The organism is Mannheimia haemolytica (assembly GCF_004342115.1).
GTDB classification, from domain to species: domain Bacteria; phylum Pseudomonadota; class Gammaproteobacteria; order Enterobacterales; family Pasteurellaceae; genus Mannheimia; species Mannheimia haemolytica.
The window spans coordinates 1-18,088 of sequence record NZ_SMAC01000032.1 but is presented as its reverse complement, the minus strand read 5'-3'; the positions used below and the strand labels follow the sequence as shown (position 1 = coordinate 18,088).

Annotated in this window: 22 protein-coding genes; all 22 read left to right on the top strand. The window is 41.5% G+C overall.

The window, feature by feature from the left end; translation table 11 throughout:
• Positions 1 to 44: 44 nt before the first annotated feature.
• Positions 45 to 1,556 (top strand): phage portal protein, encoded by a 1,512-nt coding sequence (locus EDC41_RS11065; RefSeq protein WP_115262418.1) that lies wholly within the window; start codon positions 45 to 47, stop codon positions 1,554 to 1,556.
• Complete coding sequence (locus EDC41_RS11060; protein ID WP_006252680.1) at positions 1,531 to 2,361, top strand: phage head morphogenesis protein; 831 nt, start codon at positions 1,531 to 1,533, stop codon at positions 2,359 to 2,361. Before EDC41_RS11065 ends, EDC41_RS11060 begins: the two co-directional genes overlap by 26 nt.
• Entirely contained in the window at positions 2,354 to 3,604 is a 1,251-nt protein-coding gene (locus EDC41_RS11055; protein WP_235658909.1) for a DUF5710 domain-containing protein, read from the top strand. The genes EDC41_RS11060 and EDC41_RS11055 overlap by 8 nt, the downstream gene beginning before the upstream one ends.
• Positions 3,601 to 4,857, top strand: a complete 1,257-nt coding sequence (locus EDC41_RS11050) for a DUF2213 domain-containing protein (RefSeq protein ID WP_006252040.1) — start codon at positions 3,601 to 3,603, stop codon at positions 4,855 to 4,857. The genes EDC41_RS11055 and EDC41_RS11050 overlap by 4 nt, the downstream gene beginning before the upstream one ends.
• Before the next feature lie 11 nt (positions 4,858 to 4,868).
• Positions 4,869 to 5,378, top strand: coding sequence for a structural cement protein Gp24 (locus tag EDC41_RS11045; RefSeq protein WP_006252041.1), 510 nt, complete (start codon positions 4,869 to 4,871; stop codon positions 5,376 to 5,378).
• A gap of 11 nt (positions 5,379 to 5,389) precedes the next feature.
• The gene (locus tag EDC41_RS11040; RefSeq protein WP_006252679.1) at positions 5,390 to 6,520 is read left to right on the top strand and encodes a major capsid family protein; all 1,131 of its coding nucleotides are present in this window, start codon (positions 5,390 to 5,392) and stop codon (positions 6,518 to 6,520) included.
• 69 nt (positions 6,521 to 6,589) lie between these two features.
• Positions 6,590 to 6,964 carry a hypothetical protein gene (locus EDC41_RS11035; RefSeq protein ID WP_006252043.1) on the top strand — a complete coding sequence of 125 codons (375 nt, stop codon included), beginning with the start codon at positions 6,590 to 6,592 and terminating at the stop codon, positions 6,962 to 6,964.
• Between the two features lie 2 nt (positions 6,965 to 6,966).
• A complete protein-coding gene (locus EDC41_RS11030) occupies positions 6,967 to 7,398 on the top strand; it encodes a DUF4054 domain-containing protein (RefSeq protein WP_006252044.1) in 432 nt (143 codons plus the stop codon).
• Complete coding sequence (locus EDC41_RS11025) at positions 7,395 to 8,000, top strand: hypothetical protein (RefSeq protein WP_006252045.1); 606 nt, start codon at positions 7,395 to 7,397, stop codon at positions 7,998 to 8,000. Before EDC41_RS11030 ends, EDC41_RS11025 begins: the two co-directional genes overlap by 4 nt.
• A gap of 2 nt (positions 8,001 to 8,002) precedes the next feature.
• The gene (locus EDC41_RS11020) at positions 8,003 to 8,707 is read left to right on the top strand and encodes a putative barnase/colicin E5 family endoribonuclease (RefSeq protein WP_020824109.1); all 705 of its coding nucleotides are present in this window, start codon (positions 8,003 to 8,005) and stop codon (positions 8,705 to 8,707) included.
• Between the two features lie 7 nt (positions 8,708 to 8,714).
• The gene (locus EDC41_RS11015; protein ID WP_006252047.1) at positions 8,715 to 9,095 is read left to right on the top strand and encodes a hypothetical protein; all 381 of its coding nucleotides are present in this window, start codon (positions 8,715 to 8,717) and stop codon (positions 9,093 to 9,095) included.
• Positions 9,080 to 9,586: a phage neck terminator protein gene (locus tag EDC41_RS11010; RefSeq protein ID WP_115262417.1), complete on the top strand. Its 507-nt coding sequence runs from the start codon at positions 9,080 to 9,082 to the stop codon at positions 9,584 to 9,586. Before EDC41_RS11015 ends, EDC41_RS11010 begins: the two co-directional genes overlap by 16 nt.
• Before the next feature lie 15 nt (positions 9,587 to 9,601).
• Complete coding sequence (locus tag EDC41_RS11005) at positions 9,602 to 11,080, top strand: DUF3383 domain-containing protein (protein ID WP_006252049.1); 1,479 nt, start codon at positions 9,602 to 9,604, stop codon at positions 11,078 to 11,080.
• A 57-nt stretch (positions 11,081 to 11,137) separates the two neighbouring features.
• On the top strand, positions 11,138 to 11,581 hold the full coding sequence (locus EDC41_RS11000) for a phage tail fiber protein (protein ID WP_006252050.1): 444 nt from the start codon (positions 11,138 to 11,140) through the stop codon (positions 11,579 to 11,581).
• 134 nt (positions 11,582 to 11,715) lie between these two features.
• Complete coding sequence (locus EDC41_RS10995) at positions 11,716 to 12,237, top strand: phage antirepressor N-terminal domain-containing protein (RefSeq protein WP_006252051.1); 522 nt, start codon at positions 11,716 to 11,718, stop codon at positions 12,235 to 12,237.
• 67 nt (positions 12,238 to 12,304) lie between these two features.
• Complete coding sequence (locus tag EDC41_RS10990; protein ID WP_061887252.1) at positions 12,305 to 12,709, top strand: hypothetical protein; 405 nt, start codon at positions 12,305 to 12,307, stop codon at positions 12,707 to 12,709.
• Positions 12,710 to 12,735: 26 nt separating this feature from the next.
• Positions 12,736 to 12,882 (top strand): hypothetical protein, encoded by a 147-nt coding sequence (locus EDC41_RS13580; protein ID WP_006252675.1) that lies wholly within the window; start codon positions 12,736 to 12,738, stop codon positions 12,880 to 12,882.
• Positions 12,882 to 15,572, top strand: a complete 2,691-nt coding sequence (locus tag EDC41_RS10985; protein WP_115262416.1) for a phage tail tape measure protein — start codon at positions 12,882 to 12,884, stop codon at positions 15,570 to 15,572. Before EDC41_RS13580 ends, EDC41_RS10985 begins: the two co-directional genes overlap by 1 nt.
• Entirely contained in the window at positions 15,572 to 16,234 is a 663-nt protein-coding gene (locus EDC41_RS10980) for an Rv1352/Rv1906c domain-containing protein (RefSeq protein ID WP_115262415.1), read from the top strand. The genes EDC41_RS10985 and EDC41_RS10980 overlap by 1 nt, the downstream gene beginning before the upstream one ends.
• A 22-nt stretch (positions 16,235 to 16,256) precedes the next feature.
• Positions 16,257 to 16,928, top strand: coding sequence for an SHOCT domain-containing protein (locus EDC41_RS10975; protein ID WP_006252055.1), 672 nt, complete (start codon positions 16,257 to 16,259; stop codon positions 16,926 to 16,928).
• Between the two features lie 205 nt (positions 16,929 to 17,133).
• A complete protein-coding gene (locus tag EDC41_RS14055) occupies positions 17,134 to 17,259 on the top strand; it encodes a hypothetical protein (protein ID WP_256710652.1) in 126 nt (41 codons plus the stop codon).
• 284 nt (positions 17,260 to 17,543) lie between these two features.
• The coding region (locus EDC41_RS10965; protein WP_207901583.1) for a phage antirepressor N-terminal domain-containing protein at positions 17,544 to 18,088 on the top strand (545 nt) is incomplete at its 3' end.

The window sequence follows — 18,088 nt, the reverse complement described above, 5'->3', positions numbered from 1 at the left end:
ACCGCTTGTAGCAATACAGGCGGTTTTTTATTACAGAGAGAAATATGTTTGGTTGGTTTAAAAAAGAAGAGCCAAAACAAGAAATAGAAGAGCCTAAATCCTATTGGGCTAACGGTAAATTCTATCGTGGGCAGCCGTCTAAATTGTTTCTTGATGTGTTGGCGAATATCGTTCAGAGAAATAATGAAATTAATACCGCACTTTCCAGCGGTCAAGATGGCGATAGTGAATCACGTTTGAAGATGTCGGTGCGAAATCCCGAAGCGATTAGCGTTGCTTTGGCGGATTGGTATGCTTCAAAGGCATTTATTGGCTATCAGATGTGTGCGATTTTGTCGCAAAACTGGCTTGTAGGCAAAGCCTGTTCTGTACCTGCACGAGACGCAACCAGAAACGGCTTTGATGTAGTCTCTATCAATGGCGATGAAATCTCAGATGAAACAATCAAGCTGCTTCAACGCTTTGATAAAAAATACCGTATCCGTTGGCATTGTGAAGAGTTTGTACGCTTAGGGCGTGTGTTTGGTATGCGGATTGCATTGTTTGACATTGAGTCAAGCGATCCTGAATTTTATGAAAAACCGTTTAATTTAGACGGTGTAGAACCAAACAGCTACAAAGGGATTATTCAAATCGATCCTTACTGGTGTGTGCCTATTTTAGTCGGCGGTGAATTGAATAACCCGGCAAGTCAGCACTTTTACGAACCGACCTATTGGCAAATCAACGGTAAAAAATACCACCGTTCGCACTTGATGATTTTCCGCAATGATGAAGTGCCGGATATTTTAAAGCCTGTCTATATGTATGGCGGTATTTCAACGCCGCAGAAGATTATGGAACGGGTTTACAGTGCGGAGCGAACAACCGATGAATCGTTGGGATTAGTTACCTCAAAACGCACAACCGTATGGCAAACCAATATGGACGCTTTTATGGCGGACTTTGACGGCAATCGGGAAAAAATTCAAGCGTGGATTGCAACTCGTGATAACTACGGTATTAAGGTTGGCGATAAAGACGATGACCAGTTCAGCCAGTACGACACGACATTGAGCGACCTTGATGAAGTGATTATGACTAACTATCAAATAGTAGCCGCTGCTGCAAATGTGCCGGTAACAAAATTACTTGGCACATCACCGAAAGGATTTTCGACTGGTGCAGAAGAGGCGAAAAACTACCATCAAGAGCTGGAGAGCATTCAGGAACACGATTTGACCGAGTTTGTAGAACGTCATCATCAGCTAGTGATGAAATCATTTGGCGATGAGGTAAAAGATACCACAATTAACTGGCGACCGGTCGATTCTCCAACAGCGAAAGAGCTTGCAGAGTTGAATAAGCTGAAAGCCGATACTTACTCTACGCTAATTATGGCTGGTGTAATTGATGGTGCTGACGCTCGAACTGTGTTAGTAAAAGACCGAGAAGCCGGTTTTAATGATTTAGGCAATGTCAGCGAAGATTTAGATTTAACTGAAGAAGAAATCGCATTACTTAATTCGGTCAATGTGGAGCAACTGCAAAATGCACCAGAACAACACGCAGATTGAAGGCAAGCCACTAATAGCCAATGCTTCAACAGGTGAGCGTTATGCCAAAAGCATTAAGCGGTTAATGCGAGCAATGCACAAAGAGGCGTTAAATGGTATTCAATCTTGCTTTGAGGCTTATGCCGAAGATGATGACCTGCCAAAAAACGGCTCGATTGTGGCGCAGTTGCGGATTTTGTTTAGTCGGCTTTTAAGTAAGTATAATCCGATTTTTGCAATTTTAGCCAAAAAAACAACCGCTAGAATGGTGCAGGAGACGCTCAAACACTCTACTGCAACCATTAAGATGAGCTTGAAAGAGGTCGGCAAAGATTTAACGGTTAATCCTGATTTTATGGATGAGCGACTGAAAGAAATTACCCAATCCGGCACGCTTGAAGCGGTATCGCTAATAAAAACCTTGCCCGAGAAATACTTGGGCGATGTACAAAAGGTGCTGACACACTCGATTTCAACAAAGGGGAAAGGCTTTGCGGAATTAAAACCGTTTTTGCAAAAACTCTACAAAGGGAATGAGCGAAAAGCGGAACTGGTTGCTCTCGATCAAACTCGTAAGGTTTATCACAATGTTCAGGCTCATAAATTGCAAAAATTGGGTGTAAAAAAATTCAAATGGCTACATTCAGGCGGTGGGCGTGAGCCGAGGGCCTTACACGTTAAACTAAGCGGTCGGGTATTTTCGTTTGATGACCCGCCTTATATTGGCGATATGTACGGCGAAAAGGTTTATGGTTTGCCCGGTCATCTGCCAAATTGTGCGTGCAGTATGAAGCCTGTCTTCGATTTTGAGGTAGAAAATGATTAACATCACACAATCACATAGAAACCGTATTGAAAGACTGTTTTCGGTTGTCGCAATGGACGATAAATGGATCACAGTTAAGCCTAACGGCGAAAAAGGTAAAGGCTCACCGGTCAAAATTGACGACGAAGGTCGAATCATTGCCGGTATGGGTGGCAAATTCAAAGGCGAGAAAATTAACGAAATTCGTAAGAGTTTTAATGGGCCAAAAACGCCACAGCGAGAAACATTAGAAACAAAGAAACAACTTGAAAAGAACGTTCAGACAGTAACTCGTAAAACTGAGGAAAAGATTAAGAGTGCGGATGTGCCTGAACTACGAAGTTTATCTAAGACGTTAGAAAATATCTCTCGAAGTGCCGTAGCGACTTTAAACAATGAAAGCGTACAGCAAGAATACCTGAAGTTGAAAGGCAAGGTTGATAAAAGAATTGCTGAGTTAGAAAATTTATCTAAACCACTAAGTATAGCAGAAAAAATTAAGGCTTTATCACGTACTCAAGCAAAGGTAGAACGGGTGGAAAAGTCAAAACCTTTCTCTGCTCAAATTAAAGAGATTTATTCCCATCAACGAAATACTGAAGGAGCAAGAGATTTTTCAAAAATAAGTGAAACTGATACCGTTAATTTTGCAAAAGCATTGCAAAAGATTAACAAACAAGGTGGATATTCAGCTCAGAAATTTAATGAAATCGCAACATTTGCGTGGCAAAGAGAAAGTTTTGATGTAAGGCAATTAGGCTTAAATAAGGTTGCTGATGATTATGTCAAAGCAGGTTTGATGAAAGCAGTCGATCCTGATAGGCATATTTATGGACTAACAGAGCAAGGTGCCTATATTGCAAATAGTGTTGCTAATATTGTTGAAAAGGAAAAAGCGAACAATCAACCTAAGAAAAAAGGTAAAAGCATTCCGGCTCTTCCTGCTGGGTTAACTCCTGTGAAAATTGTAAATGAGGAGCAGGTAAGCTCTTGGGGAATATCAACAAACAGTAATCCGTCAGCTTCTGGGAGTAATTATGTTAAATCAGAAGCTACAATAAAAAAATCTAATGCTACTTACTTAAATGTCCCATACGCCGAAAAAGACGGGGCAAAAGCTCTTGGTGCAAAATGGGATAAGTTTAAGAAGAAATGGTATTTACCGGCAGGTAAAGAAATGCCGGAAGGGTTAAAGAAATATGCGACTGATGGTTTTTCAATCTCCGAACGCTTAGATATTTTGTTGCAAAGGATGAAACAATGACACTCGCACAAGACAAAAAAGATATTGACACAAACGGTTGGTTTGAAGTGAAAGACAACCCCCTCAGCAAAGAGGGGGTTTTTCTTTATCGGGGTTCGCAAATTCGATTACCTGACGGCACACAACCACCGGATTTAAACCAACTTTACCCTGTTTACCGCCCTGCTGAGGAGTTGGAAAAGTCAATCCCTAGCTTTCGCTTAATTCCGTGGGTGGACGAACACACGATGTTAGGCGGTGAGGAAATGGGAATGACACCGGCTGAAAAGAAAGGCGTAAATGGGGTAATTGGGGAAGACGTTTATTTTAAAAACGGCATATTATTCGGAAACATTAAGGTGTTTTCAGAACGGTTTGCCCGACAAATCGAGAACGGCAAGAAAGAGCTTTCTCTCGGTTATCGGTGCAGTTATGAACATAGTCCCGGCGTTTGGAATGGGCAGAAATATGACTATATCCAGCGGGATTTAAGGGGCAATCATTTAGCCTTAGTCGAAAAAGGCAGAATGGGGGCAGATGTTCGAGTTATGGATAGCAGTGATGTTGAGCCAAACCACGAACAGTTTATTTTTACTTGTGATTCCATAATGGAGAAAAAACAAATGACATTAAAAGAATTGCTGGAAAACGCAGCAAAACAGATGAATGAAACCTCCTCACTTTTGAGCAAAGCCGCAGAATTGGCGGAAGGTGGTGCGGAAGATGACGAGCCAACGCCTGAGCAGGAGCAAGAGCCTGAAATGCCAAGTCAAGAGTCTGAGACTGAACCTGAATTTAATGAAGAGGGGCAAGACGATGAAGGCGATGTGTTAAGCAAATTGCTTGATGTAGTCGAGCGTTTAGATGCCCGTATTGCGAAATTAGAAGGTGGCAGCGGTCAAGATGATGACGATATGCCACCGGAAGAAACTGGTAAGGACGATGACAACAAGCAGTCAAATGAACCAAATGCAATGGATGCGGCGGAAATTACCAGTCGTGCTATCAAAGCTATTGGTGAACGAGATGCTCTGTATAAGAAAGTCTCTGCATTTACTGGGTCGTTTAATGTATCAGCAATGGACTCAGCCGATGCAGTAGCTAAATATGCTTGCTCGAAATTAGGCTTAAAAGCCCCAAAAGGGCAAGAAATGGCGATGATTACCGGTTATATGGCAAACCGTACGCCGGCAAATAAACAGCACCAAGTGAGTGTAATGGACGGCTTACCGGCAAGCGGTAAATCATTCCTTGATGGTCAAATCAATCAATAAGGTAGGTAGAAATGACATTTCAACAAAAAATCAATATTGAACAGGGCTTTGGTGTACCGGGTGATATTCATCTTGATTCCCCAATGCGTGCAGAAAGCCTTGTAATGAACTCAGAGGGTTCACAAAAAAACATTATTGGTTACGCTTTCACTAAAGACGCTGCAACCAATGAGGCAAAAGTAGGCGGTGAAATTGCAAGTGGTCGGGTGTTTGCAGGTATTTTGGCAAACTCCAAAGAATACCCATTACACGGTACAGAAAAAGGCACATTAGAGCCGACATTAGCATTGCCAGATCACAGTCGTGGTGATTTCGTTACGATGGGTGATGTCGTCGTTCGTGTGAAATCTGCGTGTAAGATCGGCGATTTTGTTGTGTACGATGCGACTACCGGCGAACTTTCTACCGTTGCAGATAAAGGCAATTTAGGTGGTAAACAGTTAGTGCCGAATGCGGTGATTTATCGCTATCCGGTAACCAATAGTAGCGGCGGTTTAACCGTAGTTCGTTTAACAAATTAAGGAAATGATAGATGACTAAATCAATTCAAAAAGGGCATATCAGCGGTCGCCGTTTTGCAACTCAAATGGCGGCACAGAAACCGGTGATTGCAATGGACTCTGAAAATGTTAAGGAGTTTGCAGCACTGGCAAAAATCGGTATTGGCTTTAGCCAAGACTACTTAAATAAAGCGCCACAAGCCTGGGCGATGGATGATGTGCAAGGCGGAGTATTTACAGGTAGCACCGGTGCACCGATTCAATTCTTGCAAGCGTGGCTACCGGGTTTTGTTCACGCTGCAACTGCACCCCGTAAAATCGATGAGTTAATCGGTATGACGACCGTGGGCGAGTGGCACGATGAAGAAGTCGTTCAAGGTGTGTTAGAAGCCACAGGCAATGCAGTACCATACGGCGACTTAACGCCAATTCCGTTAGCAAACTGGAACGTAGAATTTGCACGCCGTACCGTAATTCGCTTTGAACAAGGCATTGCGGTAGGTAAATTAGAATCTGCCCGTGCCGGTGCAATGCGTTTAGACAGTGCAGCTGCAAAACGTGTGGCGGCAACCAATGCGTTACATATTGAGCGTAACAAAGTCGGTTTCTACGGCTATAACGATGGCAACTCTCGCACCTACGGTTTCTTAAACGATCCGGCATTATTGCCATATAACACCGTTGCAACCGGCAAAGCAGGTGGCACAAAATGGGCAACTAAGACGTTCTTAGAAATTACTAACGACATCACCATTGCGTTTTCGCAATTAGCCGCCCAATCAAACGGCATTATTGAGCCAAAAACTACGCCAACGGTATTAGCATTACCAACCGGTGCGGATGTATATCTTGGTGTTGTGTCTGATATGGGCGTAAGCGTAGCTTCGTGGTTAAAAGACACTTACCCAAATTGTCGTGTAGCAACTGCTCCGCAATTAGTAAAAGCGAATGGTGGCGTTGATGTGTTATATCTCTACGCTGAAGAAGTTTATGGCGACAGCTCGGACGATGATAATCGTGTTTGGGTGCAAGCCGTACCGGCACAGTTTATGGCTCTCGGTGCTTACCCTGAAGGCAAAATTGTGAAGGAAGATTACACCAACGCAACTGCCGGTGTAATGTGTAAACGCCCTTATGCTGTTTATCGAGCTTCCGGCATTTAATGCAAAAAAACAACAAAAAACGACCGCTCTTTATGAGCGGTTTTTTATTACCTAAACAGGAGAAACATAATGCCTTATATCTATTCAACCTTAACTTGTGATAATGCTTATACCATTTATTCAGACGGTGCAAACGGCTTAAAAGTGCCACAAGGTAGCGTAATTGTTAAAGGTGGCACAGGGATTGCGAATGACCGTTTAATCACACCATTAGGGATTATCACTTCGGTATCGGAAGAAGAACTTAAACAACTCAAAGCAAACCCGATTTTTAAACAGCATTTAGAAAATGGTTTTATTGTGGTGCAGGAAGACGGCAAAGCACAAGATGCTGAAAAAGTGGCTGCGGATATGTCGTTAGACAATAAAGATGCACCGGTTACGCCGTCTGACTATCAAGCTGAGAATGCCGGCACCAAAGTAAAAAACAACAAAGGTAAGTAACAATGAACATCACCGACTTTCGCACAATGTTTCCTGTATTTGATGATTTAGACGATCCAACAATCGAGCTTTGGGCGGAGGTGGCGGAAGAACATTTAAAAGCAAGTTGGGTATTAAACGGCAAGCGGTTAGAGATTGCAATGCGATTAATGACCGCTCATTTACTCCATACCAACAATGTTGTGATAAATGCAGACGGCACAGCACAACAAAATAGCAGCGGTGGTGGCATTGTTGCTTCTGCTTCCGAGGGTAGCGTAAGCGTTTCATTCGCAACACCGCCGACTAAAAACGCTTGGCAGCATTGGCTTGCCGGTTCGCCCTATGGCTTGCAGTTGTGGGCGTTGCTAAAACAATGGTCTGCAGGTGGTTTTTATATCGGCGGTTTGCCGGAACGTAAAGCAGTGCGGAAAGTCGGTGGGGTGTTTGTGTGAGTGCAAAATTTAAAGCAGCGTTGGAGGCACGGATTAAAGCCGTGAAAGACGCAAATAAAAAGGTGGTTAAAGTCGGTATTGTTGGACATCAACGCTATGATGATGGCACGCCTGTTGCTTATGTTGCGGCGATTCACGAGTACGGCGGAATATTTACTGTTCCTGCCAGACAGGCGACTATTTATCGACAAATAGATAAAAATGGCGAATGGACACAGAAAAATGGTAGTCGCTTTGTCAGCAAGAAAAAATCGAATTTTGCGACAGAAGTAACTATTCCTGCTCATACAATCACCATTAAGCCGAGACCTTTTTTTAGACCTGCTTTCTCCAATAATAGGAAAAAGTGGCAAAAAGAAATTTCAAACCTATTAAAGCAAGGGCATTCTGTAGAAGAGGCATTAGAGCTTGTCGGTAGTGTTGCCGCCGGTGATGTATTTGAGGCACTAAGCAAAGTAGAAACACCCAAATTAGCTGAGAGTACAATTAAAGCGAAAGAAAAGCGTTATAAATCTAAATCAGATTACCGCCCAGACAAACCTCTTTTTGCAAGTGGCTTGCTTTCAGAATCCATCTCATATGTTGTTGTAGATAAGGAGTAGTTGTGCAACTGACACAATCACACATTGAACGGATTAATCGCTTATGGCTGGCAATGTCATTTGACAGCAAAGAGTGGGACGAAAGCAAACACCCGAGGGCGGCAAACGGGCAGTTTGGGAAAGATGGCTCACAATCTGCAATGAAGTCTGTGAAAGCGAATATCGGGCGAGGTCGCTCAGCGATGAATACCGCAATCGCAGAAAAAAGAACTGTTCATCGTGCAATGTATCATAACGAACTTGGCTGGATTGATTTTGAGTGGGGTGATACTGGAAAAATTAAAGCCAGTGGGAAAACCAAAGGTGCTATGGGTATATCTCACATTATTGAATCTCGTATGAGAAAAGATAATTTAAGTTATGAACAAGCTACCAAAATGCTGACAAAGAATGTCGTGGAAGCCATTGCTAAAGGGAAGACTGTTGATAAGTTCGAGAAAGGAAACGTAACGGCACTTAAAATCGACCACGAGAAATGCCGAGTATCTCTTAGAAAATCAAAAGGCAGTAATGCTTGGATTATTACTGCCTTTGAGTTATTTGAAGATGCAGGTAGCAAGGGGGATGGCAAGACTACCGCTACTGAACATCAATCCTATTCCGCTCGTATTGATGCAGGAGCTTCAAGCAAAAACAGTATAACCCCAAGATCAATTTCTAATCAAGTGAAAAAACGAATAAATTCGCTTTTCCAAAGAAATAGGTAAATGAACAATGAACCTACGCCAAATCGCAAATCGTGCGATCACCACAGTCAATCCGAATATTCCGGCAGTATTGAAACTCAATGCCGGAACAGAAACGGATGACACCGGCAAAAGAGTGGCAAAGTTTGATGAAATCAACGTCAAAATTCAGCCTCAAAGCCTTTCAACCAATGATTTACAGCTTTTTGACAGTCTCGCCCAACAGGGTCAGTTGCTTAATGTTTATATTTCAGGGCAGATTCACGCCCTACGCCGCCTTTCTCAACAGGGAGCGGATAAATTAGTGTTTAAGGCTTTTGGCGAAAAAACGGAATCAGAATGGCTGATTAAATCCGTTGCCGAAAGTTTTCCTAACTGGTGCAAGGTGGTGATATGGCGGCAGAAGTAACCTTAAACACCACTCATAATGATATTTATCGAGAAGTCCGGGCTTATTTGCTCGGGCTTTTTCATTTAGAGGGCGATCAGGTTATTCGAGGCTATAGCAATAACGCACCGCTACCAAATCCGCCGTTTATTTTGATGAATATTATTCACGAACAAGCCTTATCCACTAATGCTTATGATTACAGCATTGATGAAGGCAATGTAGAAGTGATGCAGAGCCTTGAAATTCAGATGCAACTTGACTTTTACGGCGAGACAAGCGGTGAAATTTCACGGAAATTTTGCACATTATGGCGGAATTTATACGCCTGTGAGCGATTGGAGCGTTGCCAGCCACTTTATTGTGACGAACCGAAATATCTGCCGTTTACCAATGAAGCCAGCGAGTACGAGGAGCGATATATGGTGACGACATATTTAACCTACAACCCTGTGATCACTCACGAACAAGATTTTATTACCAACCCAAGAATTTCTATTCATTCTTTATAGGAGAACAACATAGCTATGTTTCAATCTATTCCTGCTTCCCGGATTGTGAATATCAGTCCTGCGGTATTAAGTGCCGGTGGTTCGCCACTCTCAATGAATGCCGTGTTTTTAAGCAAAAATCAAAATCTGCCGACTGCTCAAGCCGTACCGTTTGCGACTGCTGATGCGGTAGGGGAATACTTCGGATTCGCCTCAGAAGAGTATCAGGCGGCGGCAGTTTACTTTAAAGGCTTTGACAACTCAACCATCAAACCCGGCACACTGTTTTTCTTTGCCTACAACGAGGCAGCAGAAGGGGCTTTCTTGGTTGGTAATTCAGTAAAAGGGTTGTCATTGGAAGAATTGAAAACGGTTTCAGGCTCTCTTACTATCAATATTGATGGTGTAGAGAAGACCGCTTCGTCAATTAACCTCCGTTCATCAAAAAGTTTTTCGCAGGCGGCAGAAACTATTTCTTCCGCACTGGGCGATGTAACGGTTTCTTTTGATCCGCAGTTGCAATCATTCAAGATTTCATCCGGCACCACAGGTTCATCATCTGCTATCACTTTCGCAACCGGTGATGTTGCAGACAAGTTAGGCTTATCGCAATCAGTCGGTGCGGTTATTTCCCAAGGTAGTGCTGAAACATCGCCGACTGAAACAATGCAGCAGGTGATCAAATCCACTTTAAACTGGGCGACATTTACCACCGTATTTGAGCCAAGTTTAGACGACAAAAAAGCCTTTGCGAAATGGAGTAACGACCAAGATCAGCGTTTCTTGTATGTTGCTTGGGGCAAAGAAGCCGGTGCGGTACAAGCCGGTAATAACACTTGTTTCGGAGCGTGGTTAAAAGAATCTGCTTATAACGGCACAGTTGCTATTTATGGCGGACTAGATAAAGCCGCTTTTGTGTGTGGTGCAACCGCTTCTATTGATTTCACCGAACGACAAGGACGAATTACTTATAAATTCAAAGGGCAAGCCGGTTTAACTGCCGATGTAACTGATGCCACTGTTGCACAGATTTTGGAAGATAACGGCTACAACTATTATGGAGCTTGGGCAACCGCAAACGACCGCTTCTTGTTCTTGTCGCCGGGTCAGATTGCCGGCAAATGGAAATGGATTGACGCTTACATCAATCAAATTCGCCTGAATAGCCAATTACAACTTGCCTTGATTACCTTGCTTACTTCGGCGAAGTCTGTGCCATATAACGCTCTCGGCGTGGCTTTACAACGTGCGGCTTGTCAAGATCCGATTCAAGAGGCGTTAGATTTCGGCTCTATCCAAATTGGTGTGGCATTAAGCGAACAGCAAAAAGCCTTAATCAATAAAGACACCGGAATGGATACCGCCGCCCAAATTGAGGCACAAGGTTATTCACTCTATATTGGCAAAACTTCGGCACAGGTGCGAGGTAAACGCCAGTCAATGCCGATGAAGTTATGGTACACCGACGGCGGCAGTGTTCACGCCATTAACCTTGCTTCTATTAACGTTCAATAACAGTAACAAGCGGTCAAATTCGACCGCTTTTTTGCAAAAAAAGGAAACGAATAAATTATGCGTACAAATATTGATAAAACTCTGACCGCCGCAAACAGCATTCTACTTGTGCGGGCAAAGGGTTATAACAAATCGTGGGTCAAAATGGAAGGATACGCCGCCGATAATGCCTTTGACTTCGGGCAAGGTGCAATCGGCGAAACCGTGATCGGCGTTGATGGTGTGCAATCAGGCGGATTTACGCCTTATGAAGTCGATTTAAATATTCAACTTCAAGCCAACAGCCCGAGCCGTTCTTTTTTTGATGGTGTGATTAACCATATCAACAACAACCAAGAAACTGTGCCGTTTGAATTCTCGTGCGAAATTCCGTCTATCGGCAAACGCTATTCGGCAACCGGCTTTTTAGTGAACATTCCGGGCGGTACGAATGCGAAGAAATTGCTTGAATCTGCGACCTATTCATTCAAAGTCGTGAATAACGGTGCAGAAGATATTTAACCTTTAATGTTCCCAAACAGCTTTAAATCGTGAGTTTACGAGCCTGTAATAAGGTAGGAATGTTGCGGTAATTCACAACCCGATCAGAAATGGTCGGGTTTTTTATTATCCAAAATTCATAAAAGGAAAAAATAATGAAAGCATTAAAAGCAAAATTTTTTGGTTCAGACATTTTAGTTATCAATCAAAATGATAAGCCATATGTACCAATGAAGCAGGTGGCAGAAAATATCGGTTTAGTTTGGCACGCTCAATTTGAGCGATTACAACGAAATGAAGTACTTTCACAAGGTATTCGTGTTATACGAATACCTTCAAATGGTGGTGAGCAAGAAGCAGTTTGTTTGCCGTTACATTACCTTAATGGCTGGCTGTTTGGTGTAAATCCTTCTCGTGTAAATCCCGAGATCAAAGAAAAGCTGATTCGTTATCAAACAGAGTGTTACGAAGTCCTATGGGATTATTGGACAACCGGCATTGCCAAATGGGAGGACATCCGCCAACAACGTGAAAACTTAGAAGAAAATGAAAGTGAATCAAAAAAGCGTGGCAGTGAGGCTGGGCGAGCGTTGCAAAAACGAAAAGTAGAAAAGCATACCTATGAAATTGGCATAGAGAGACTAGATAGAATGGAACAGCTGTTACTTGAATTTTAAAGATATAGGGTAAATTCAGCAAATGGATCTGTTCTTAGATATTTAACCACCTCAGAGGAATAAAAAAATGGCTTTAAAAACAAAAAAAATCACGATTGAAAAGGGACGAGATGCAGGCACGACGTTTTTGATTACGGAAATGCCGATTGCCAAAGCGGACAAGTGGGCTTCTCGTACATTACTTGCCTTGGCGAGTGGAATGGAAGGTATCCCGTCAGCTTCGGAAGGGATGCTGGGAATGGCAAGAGTTGCACTAGCGGCTTTTAAGCAGATTCCGGAAGAAAAAGCCTTACCGTTATTAGATGAACTATTGGATTGTGTAGAAATCGTGATGGATAGCGGCTCAACCAGACCGATTGATTTAGCGATTGGTGATGTGAGTGACATCACAACGCTTTGGAAATTGCGAAAAGAGGCGTTTGCGTTGCATATTGATTTTTTGGATCTCGAACTTACCCCGATCTCGGAGTAGGTAAAGAAAGTAATGCTGTTGCGTATGTGAATGTAAGTTCGGTTGTTGGGGTTGTTGTTAGTAGCAAATTGGCAACCTTGCACGAATTACAGACTATTTATGGGCTAGAAGATGCTCTAGATTTAATCGAAGTGTTCAGCGTGGATACTTACAACCATAGGGATAATAAATAATGTCAGATGTTATTGATACATTAGCGATAGAGATTGCAGCGAATGATAGTTTTACGGCAGTAGCAAAGCCGTTATTATCCCTATTGGAACGTTTAGAGGGGGCGGTCAATAAAAACACCGAAGCCTTAGACAACCACGGGCAAGCGGCTGAAAGTGCCGCCAAAGGTACTAAAAAGCTCAATGCGGAGCAGGGTAAAAGCGAGAAATCAGCCAAGAAATCCACAAAAGCTCTGAAAGAGCAGGAAATACAGACCAAGAAAAATGACAAATCAGTTCAAGACTTGCTAAAAGCTTTTGATGGACTTACAAAAAAAATCAGAGCCTTCAAAATGATTGTTGGTGCAGTAGGAACAATGATTTCCTTTGGTATAGGTTTTGATAAGTTATTCTTAGACTCCGCCAAAGCTAACAAAGAACTGGATATTACGTCTAAAAACCTCGGTATGACAAGCCGTGCTTTAGCAAGTTGGAGAGGGGCAGCAGAGCTTTCAGGCGGTTCAGCAGAGGGTTTAACCGGTTATCTAAATAATCTTTCTGCAGGTCTTACCCGTTTAACTGTACAAGGTGATACCTCTGTTACTCAATTTTTTAATGCACTTGGCATTAACCTATTAGACGGCTCACAAAAAGCAAAAAAACTTGAAGACATTATGCTGGAATTGGCAGACAAATTCAGCTCAATGGATAGAGTAAAAGCCTTTGGCATTGCCCAACAAATGGGGATTGATGAAGGCACGTTTGAAATGCTGGCACAAGGCAGACAAGGTCTTGAAGAGAATTTGCAGAAAACCGCTAAAATCTACAAATCCAATCAACAGGATTTAGAAACCGCACGCAAACTGACCGCAGCAACTGCCTATTTAAACCAGCAATTTGAAGGTTTAAAGCTGATGATTGCCAATGCCGCAATGCCGGTATTACTCAAAATTGCCGATGTAACCAATGCGTTTTTTGAATATTTGCAGAAAAATGAAAACCTTGTAAAGGGGGTATTTTATGGAATTGCGGGGGCGATCTCTATTGCTCTAATCCCAATGCTTATTAGCGGTGCAAGTGCTGCTTTAGCGTTTATTGCTCCATTCCTGCCAATGATTTTAATTGTTGCGGGGTTAGCAGCAGCTATTGGATTGCTCTACGATGATTATGAAAAGTGGGCGAACGGAGGTACTTCGCTATTTAACTGGGGATTATTTAAGAAGTGGATTTTTGATGCAGATTTTACCGTTGGCAACCTGAAAAATGCGTTTGCCGATTTATTAACCGGTTATAAATCTTGGGAAGACGCGGTTAATGCTGCTAAGTCTTGGCTAGAACTTAAAGGCTTTACCAAAGATGGGAAGATGTCTATAGATAGCTTGGCAACAGGTTTCAAAAATGTGGCGAAAGATATATATAACTCGCTTCTTCCTGCACTAGATAAAGTATTAAATGTCATCAACCTATTACTTGATGGAGAATTTGTTGCAGCGTGGGACGCAGCAAAAGAGTTAGGGAAAGACGCGTTTAATGCCGCAGTAGATTTTGTTGGTGATAATATTGTTGGTGATGCACTGAAAGGTGTCGGTGGAATAATAGATGCTGGCGTTACTAATATAGAAGAGGCTGTCAATACGGGTAAAAAATATTGGAATGGCGAGATTACAGGCTCAGAAGCTCTTAAAGAAGTAACAGGGAATTTTGCCAAGAATGCTGAGAAAGCAGTCGATGAGGTTGTTAATTTTGCAGATAACGCCATTACAAGGGTAGAAAATGGATTTGTTCGATTTGTGAATATTTGGGGCGGATTTGACCCAGATGAAGTTGGTCCTACCGGTAATGAGAACAAACTGATGGATAGCAAGAAAGGATTTAGTAAAGGAAATTTTGTCTTTGAGGGGCAACAATCTGTTAAAGGTCTTACGCAAGAAGAAACAGGGGCATTGGCTGCTCAAATGGTGAAGCGTGAAAGTGGTGGAAACCTCAGAGCGGAAAATCAATACGGCTATTTAGGATTATATCAGTTTGGTGCGGCCGCATTAGTTGATGCAGGGTTAATTGATGATGCAAAATATAGAGCAGCAGTAAGAAAACACGGTAAAGGATTATCTAATGGTTCTGATGCTGATGTTCACAAGGCATTTTTAGCAGATTCAAGCAACTGGACTATTAAAGGTGGTCGAGAAGCTTTCTTAAGCAATAAAGCTATTCAAGATAATGCAATCGTAGCTCTTATGAATAAGAATGTTGGATATTTAGGCTCTACTTATCAAGGTTCTGCGGAGCATAAAGCTGGATTATTGATGGCAGCTCACTTAAAAGGAGCTGGCGGAGCGAAAGCTTTTGCAAATTCAGGTATAGATAGCTCAGATGGGAATGGAACAAAAATATCTGATTACTATAATACAGGGCGAAAGGCGATTCAGTTAGCTAAACAAGGTAAATCTATTCAGAGCAAGCCTATCAATTTGAATACGCCAGTTGGTGGCTATGCAGTAGCAAATGCACTAAAAGCTAATCAGCATACCTTTACCACAATGCAAAACTTGGCTCAACCGCAAAATATTAGCAACAACCAAAAAACAGAAGTTGCATTTAATGGGGGAATTCATATAAACTCAACAGCGGGAACACTTGGCGGAACAGCTCAAGATTTTGTTAATGGGGTGCAAAACCGAGTGAATGTGATGCAATTTAATACGGGATTGTCATAATGAAAAGAGCATTTATCCTTTTACCTATAATTTTTTCTTCCAATGCTTTTGCTGATGAGATGTTGTTTTCTTGTTTAACAGAAAAGAATAATATCATTAGTCTCATCAACAAAGGGGATATGGTTGAATATCAAGTTGCTAGCGCTAAAACGGATAAAATTACATTTTCATTTGAACAGCCAATAGGGAATATCAATCTTTCTTCTTCTGTTGAGCAAGGTGTTACTCAAAAGGTGTATCAGATATCAAACAATGGATATAGATACGATCTTGTTGTGTGGGAAAAAGAAAATAATAAACTCCCTGTTGGGGTAGAGGCTAAAGATCCTAGCGGCAAAACAGTATCGACTAATCGTTGTAAGGAATTTATAGATTTCATAAATAGCGATACTGATAATAAAGCAGAGGAAAATACTTCGAGCAATGAACCTGTATCCAATCAGGTTTATGAAGAAGGGATGTATCGTGTCGGGCGAGATATTCCAGCAGGAGAGTATAAATTAACAACCACAAATAAAGAGCGTGGTTATTTTACAATTTATTCTAGCTCTGAGCGTGATTCTGTAATTGCTGTTGATACTTTTAAAAATTCAACATATCTCACGGTGAAAGAAGGGCAGTATTTAGAACTTAGAAATAGTAATGCACAGCTTTTGGAATAATCCGGTTAATTTGAGGTCTATTATGTTTAAATTTAAAAAACAATCTAATCAAAGTAGCAGTAACCAAGAAAATAATAAAATATCTATTGCTGATGAATTGGACAAACTTGTTTCGTTAAAAGAGAAAGGTATTTTATCAGAACTGGAATTTGAAAAAGAAAAAGATAAGTTGTTAAATGGAGCTAAATATCAAGCTCAACAACCTACGTTTATTATTCAAAACTCAGCATCTTCATCTTCGTCAGCTTCTGCAACTGCGGTGGTTAAGCGTTCGGGTTGTTTATCTAGCATAATCAAGGCTCTTTTGGCTCTATTTGTAATTTTCTTGATATTAGATTTTATAGCTTGGTCTTCAGGGAATAAAACAGCGTCAGAAGTAAAAGCTAAACAACTAATCTCTGACAAGCAATGCAATCAGCTAATAAAAGATCTGATTTATCACAAACACGCTCAAGATATTTGTCTTGTTGAGGCGAAACTGGGAGAATTTAATTCTAATTTAAATGGAGATAGTTTTGCTGAATACTCAACTCGTAATGGCTGTCCTCAATTACCTGAAAATGTAGCTTATAAATTACAAGAGGAAACATCTTTAAATTTCATAAATGCTCTAAAATCTTCACCAAGCAAAGTTGAGTTTTGTAAAAAAGAACTACCTTATTTTAAAAAGCTAGTTCAGAAATATGCTTCATAATAAAATGAAAACCATAAAAAACGAGTAAAACTACTATAGAGTAGAGCCCATTATGTTAAATGGGCTTTTTTATTACCAAAAACAAACCCCAAGAGCCGCAAACTCTTGGGGTTTTTCATTTAACCATTAATACGGAATGATTAAATAAATTATGAGCAATTATAGCAAAACAAAGTTAAAAATCCACTTAAAAAAGGGGTTAGAAATGGAAACAAATGCAAGTCCTATTATGCGTGGTGCGATAGCTATTTCAATCGTACTTATAGCGTTGGGCGTTTTTGCCTTATGTGTAACACCGTTAGCAAATGTGTTGATTGAGATGATAAAATAGCTTTACAAACCAAAATTTGAGTAGTACTATTTCCCCATAGGCGTCGAAACCTAAACAAACAGCGGCAATCCGCACCCGTCAGACAAGCGGTTTTTTTGTGTCTAAATTTTGCGATCTTTTTCCAGCCATTAGAAAAAGATTGTACAGGCTCAATGTCGAGAGGGCGGAGAATACAATACCCGAAAGGGGAATAATCCCGACCGTCTGTTTGCGGTTTTCGAACCTCTCGGCACCCTATTGAATAGGGAAAACTAAACTTCGAAAAAACAAACAGGAGCAGACTTATGTCTAATCAAATTACTACTCAAACTCTTTCTTTTTACGGTTCAGATCTTATTACTTTAAAAGTTGAAGATGTTATTTACACGGCAGTTCGCCCGATTGTTGATGCACTAGGCTTGTCTTGGGGTTCTCAACAAAGAAAACTTGAGAATTCCAAAGAAAAATTCAGTTGTACTCATATGAAAACAACTGGATCAGACGGCAAAACTTATGAAATGCTCTGTATGCCAATCAAAAAACTCAACGGCTGGTTGTTTAGCATTAATCCTGAAAAAGTGCGGGTAGATTTAAAAGAAAAAGTGATCTGCTACCAAGAAGAGTGTTTTGAGGCACTCTACAACTACTGGCACTTAGGCAAAGCGGAGCGTTTGCAAAATTCAGCGGAAAATCAGACCGCACTTCCCGAGCCAACCCTCACAGCAGAAGAGCAAAATATGCTACAAAATGCGGTAAAAGCCACGCACGAACGCACCAAGCTCAGCTACGGCGAAATCTGGGCAAGAACCAAAAACAAATTCAGGGTGGCTGAGTACAAGCAAATCAAGTG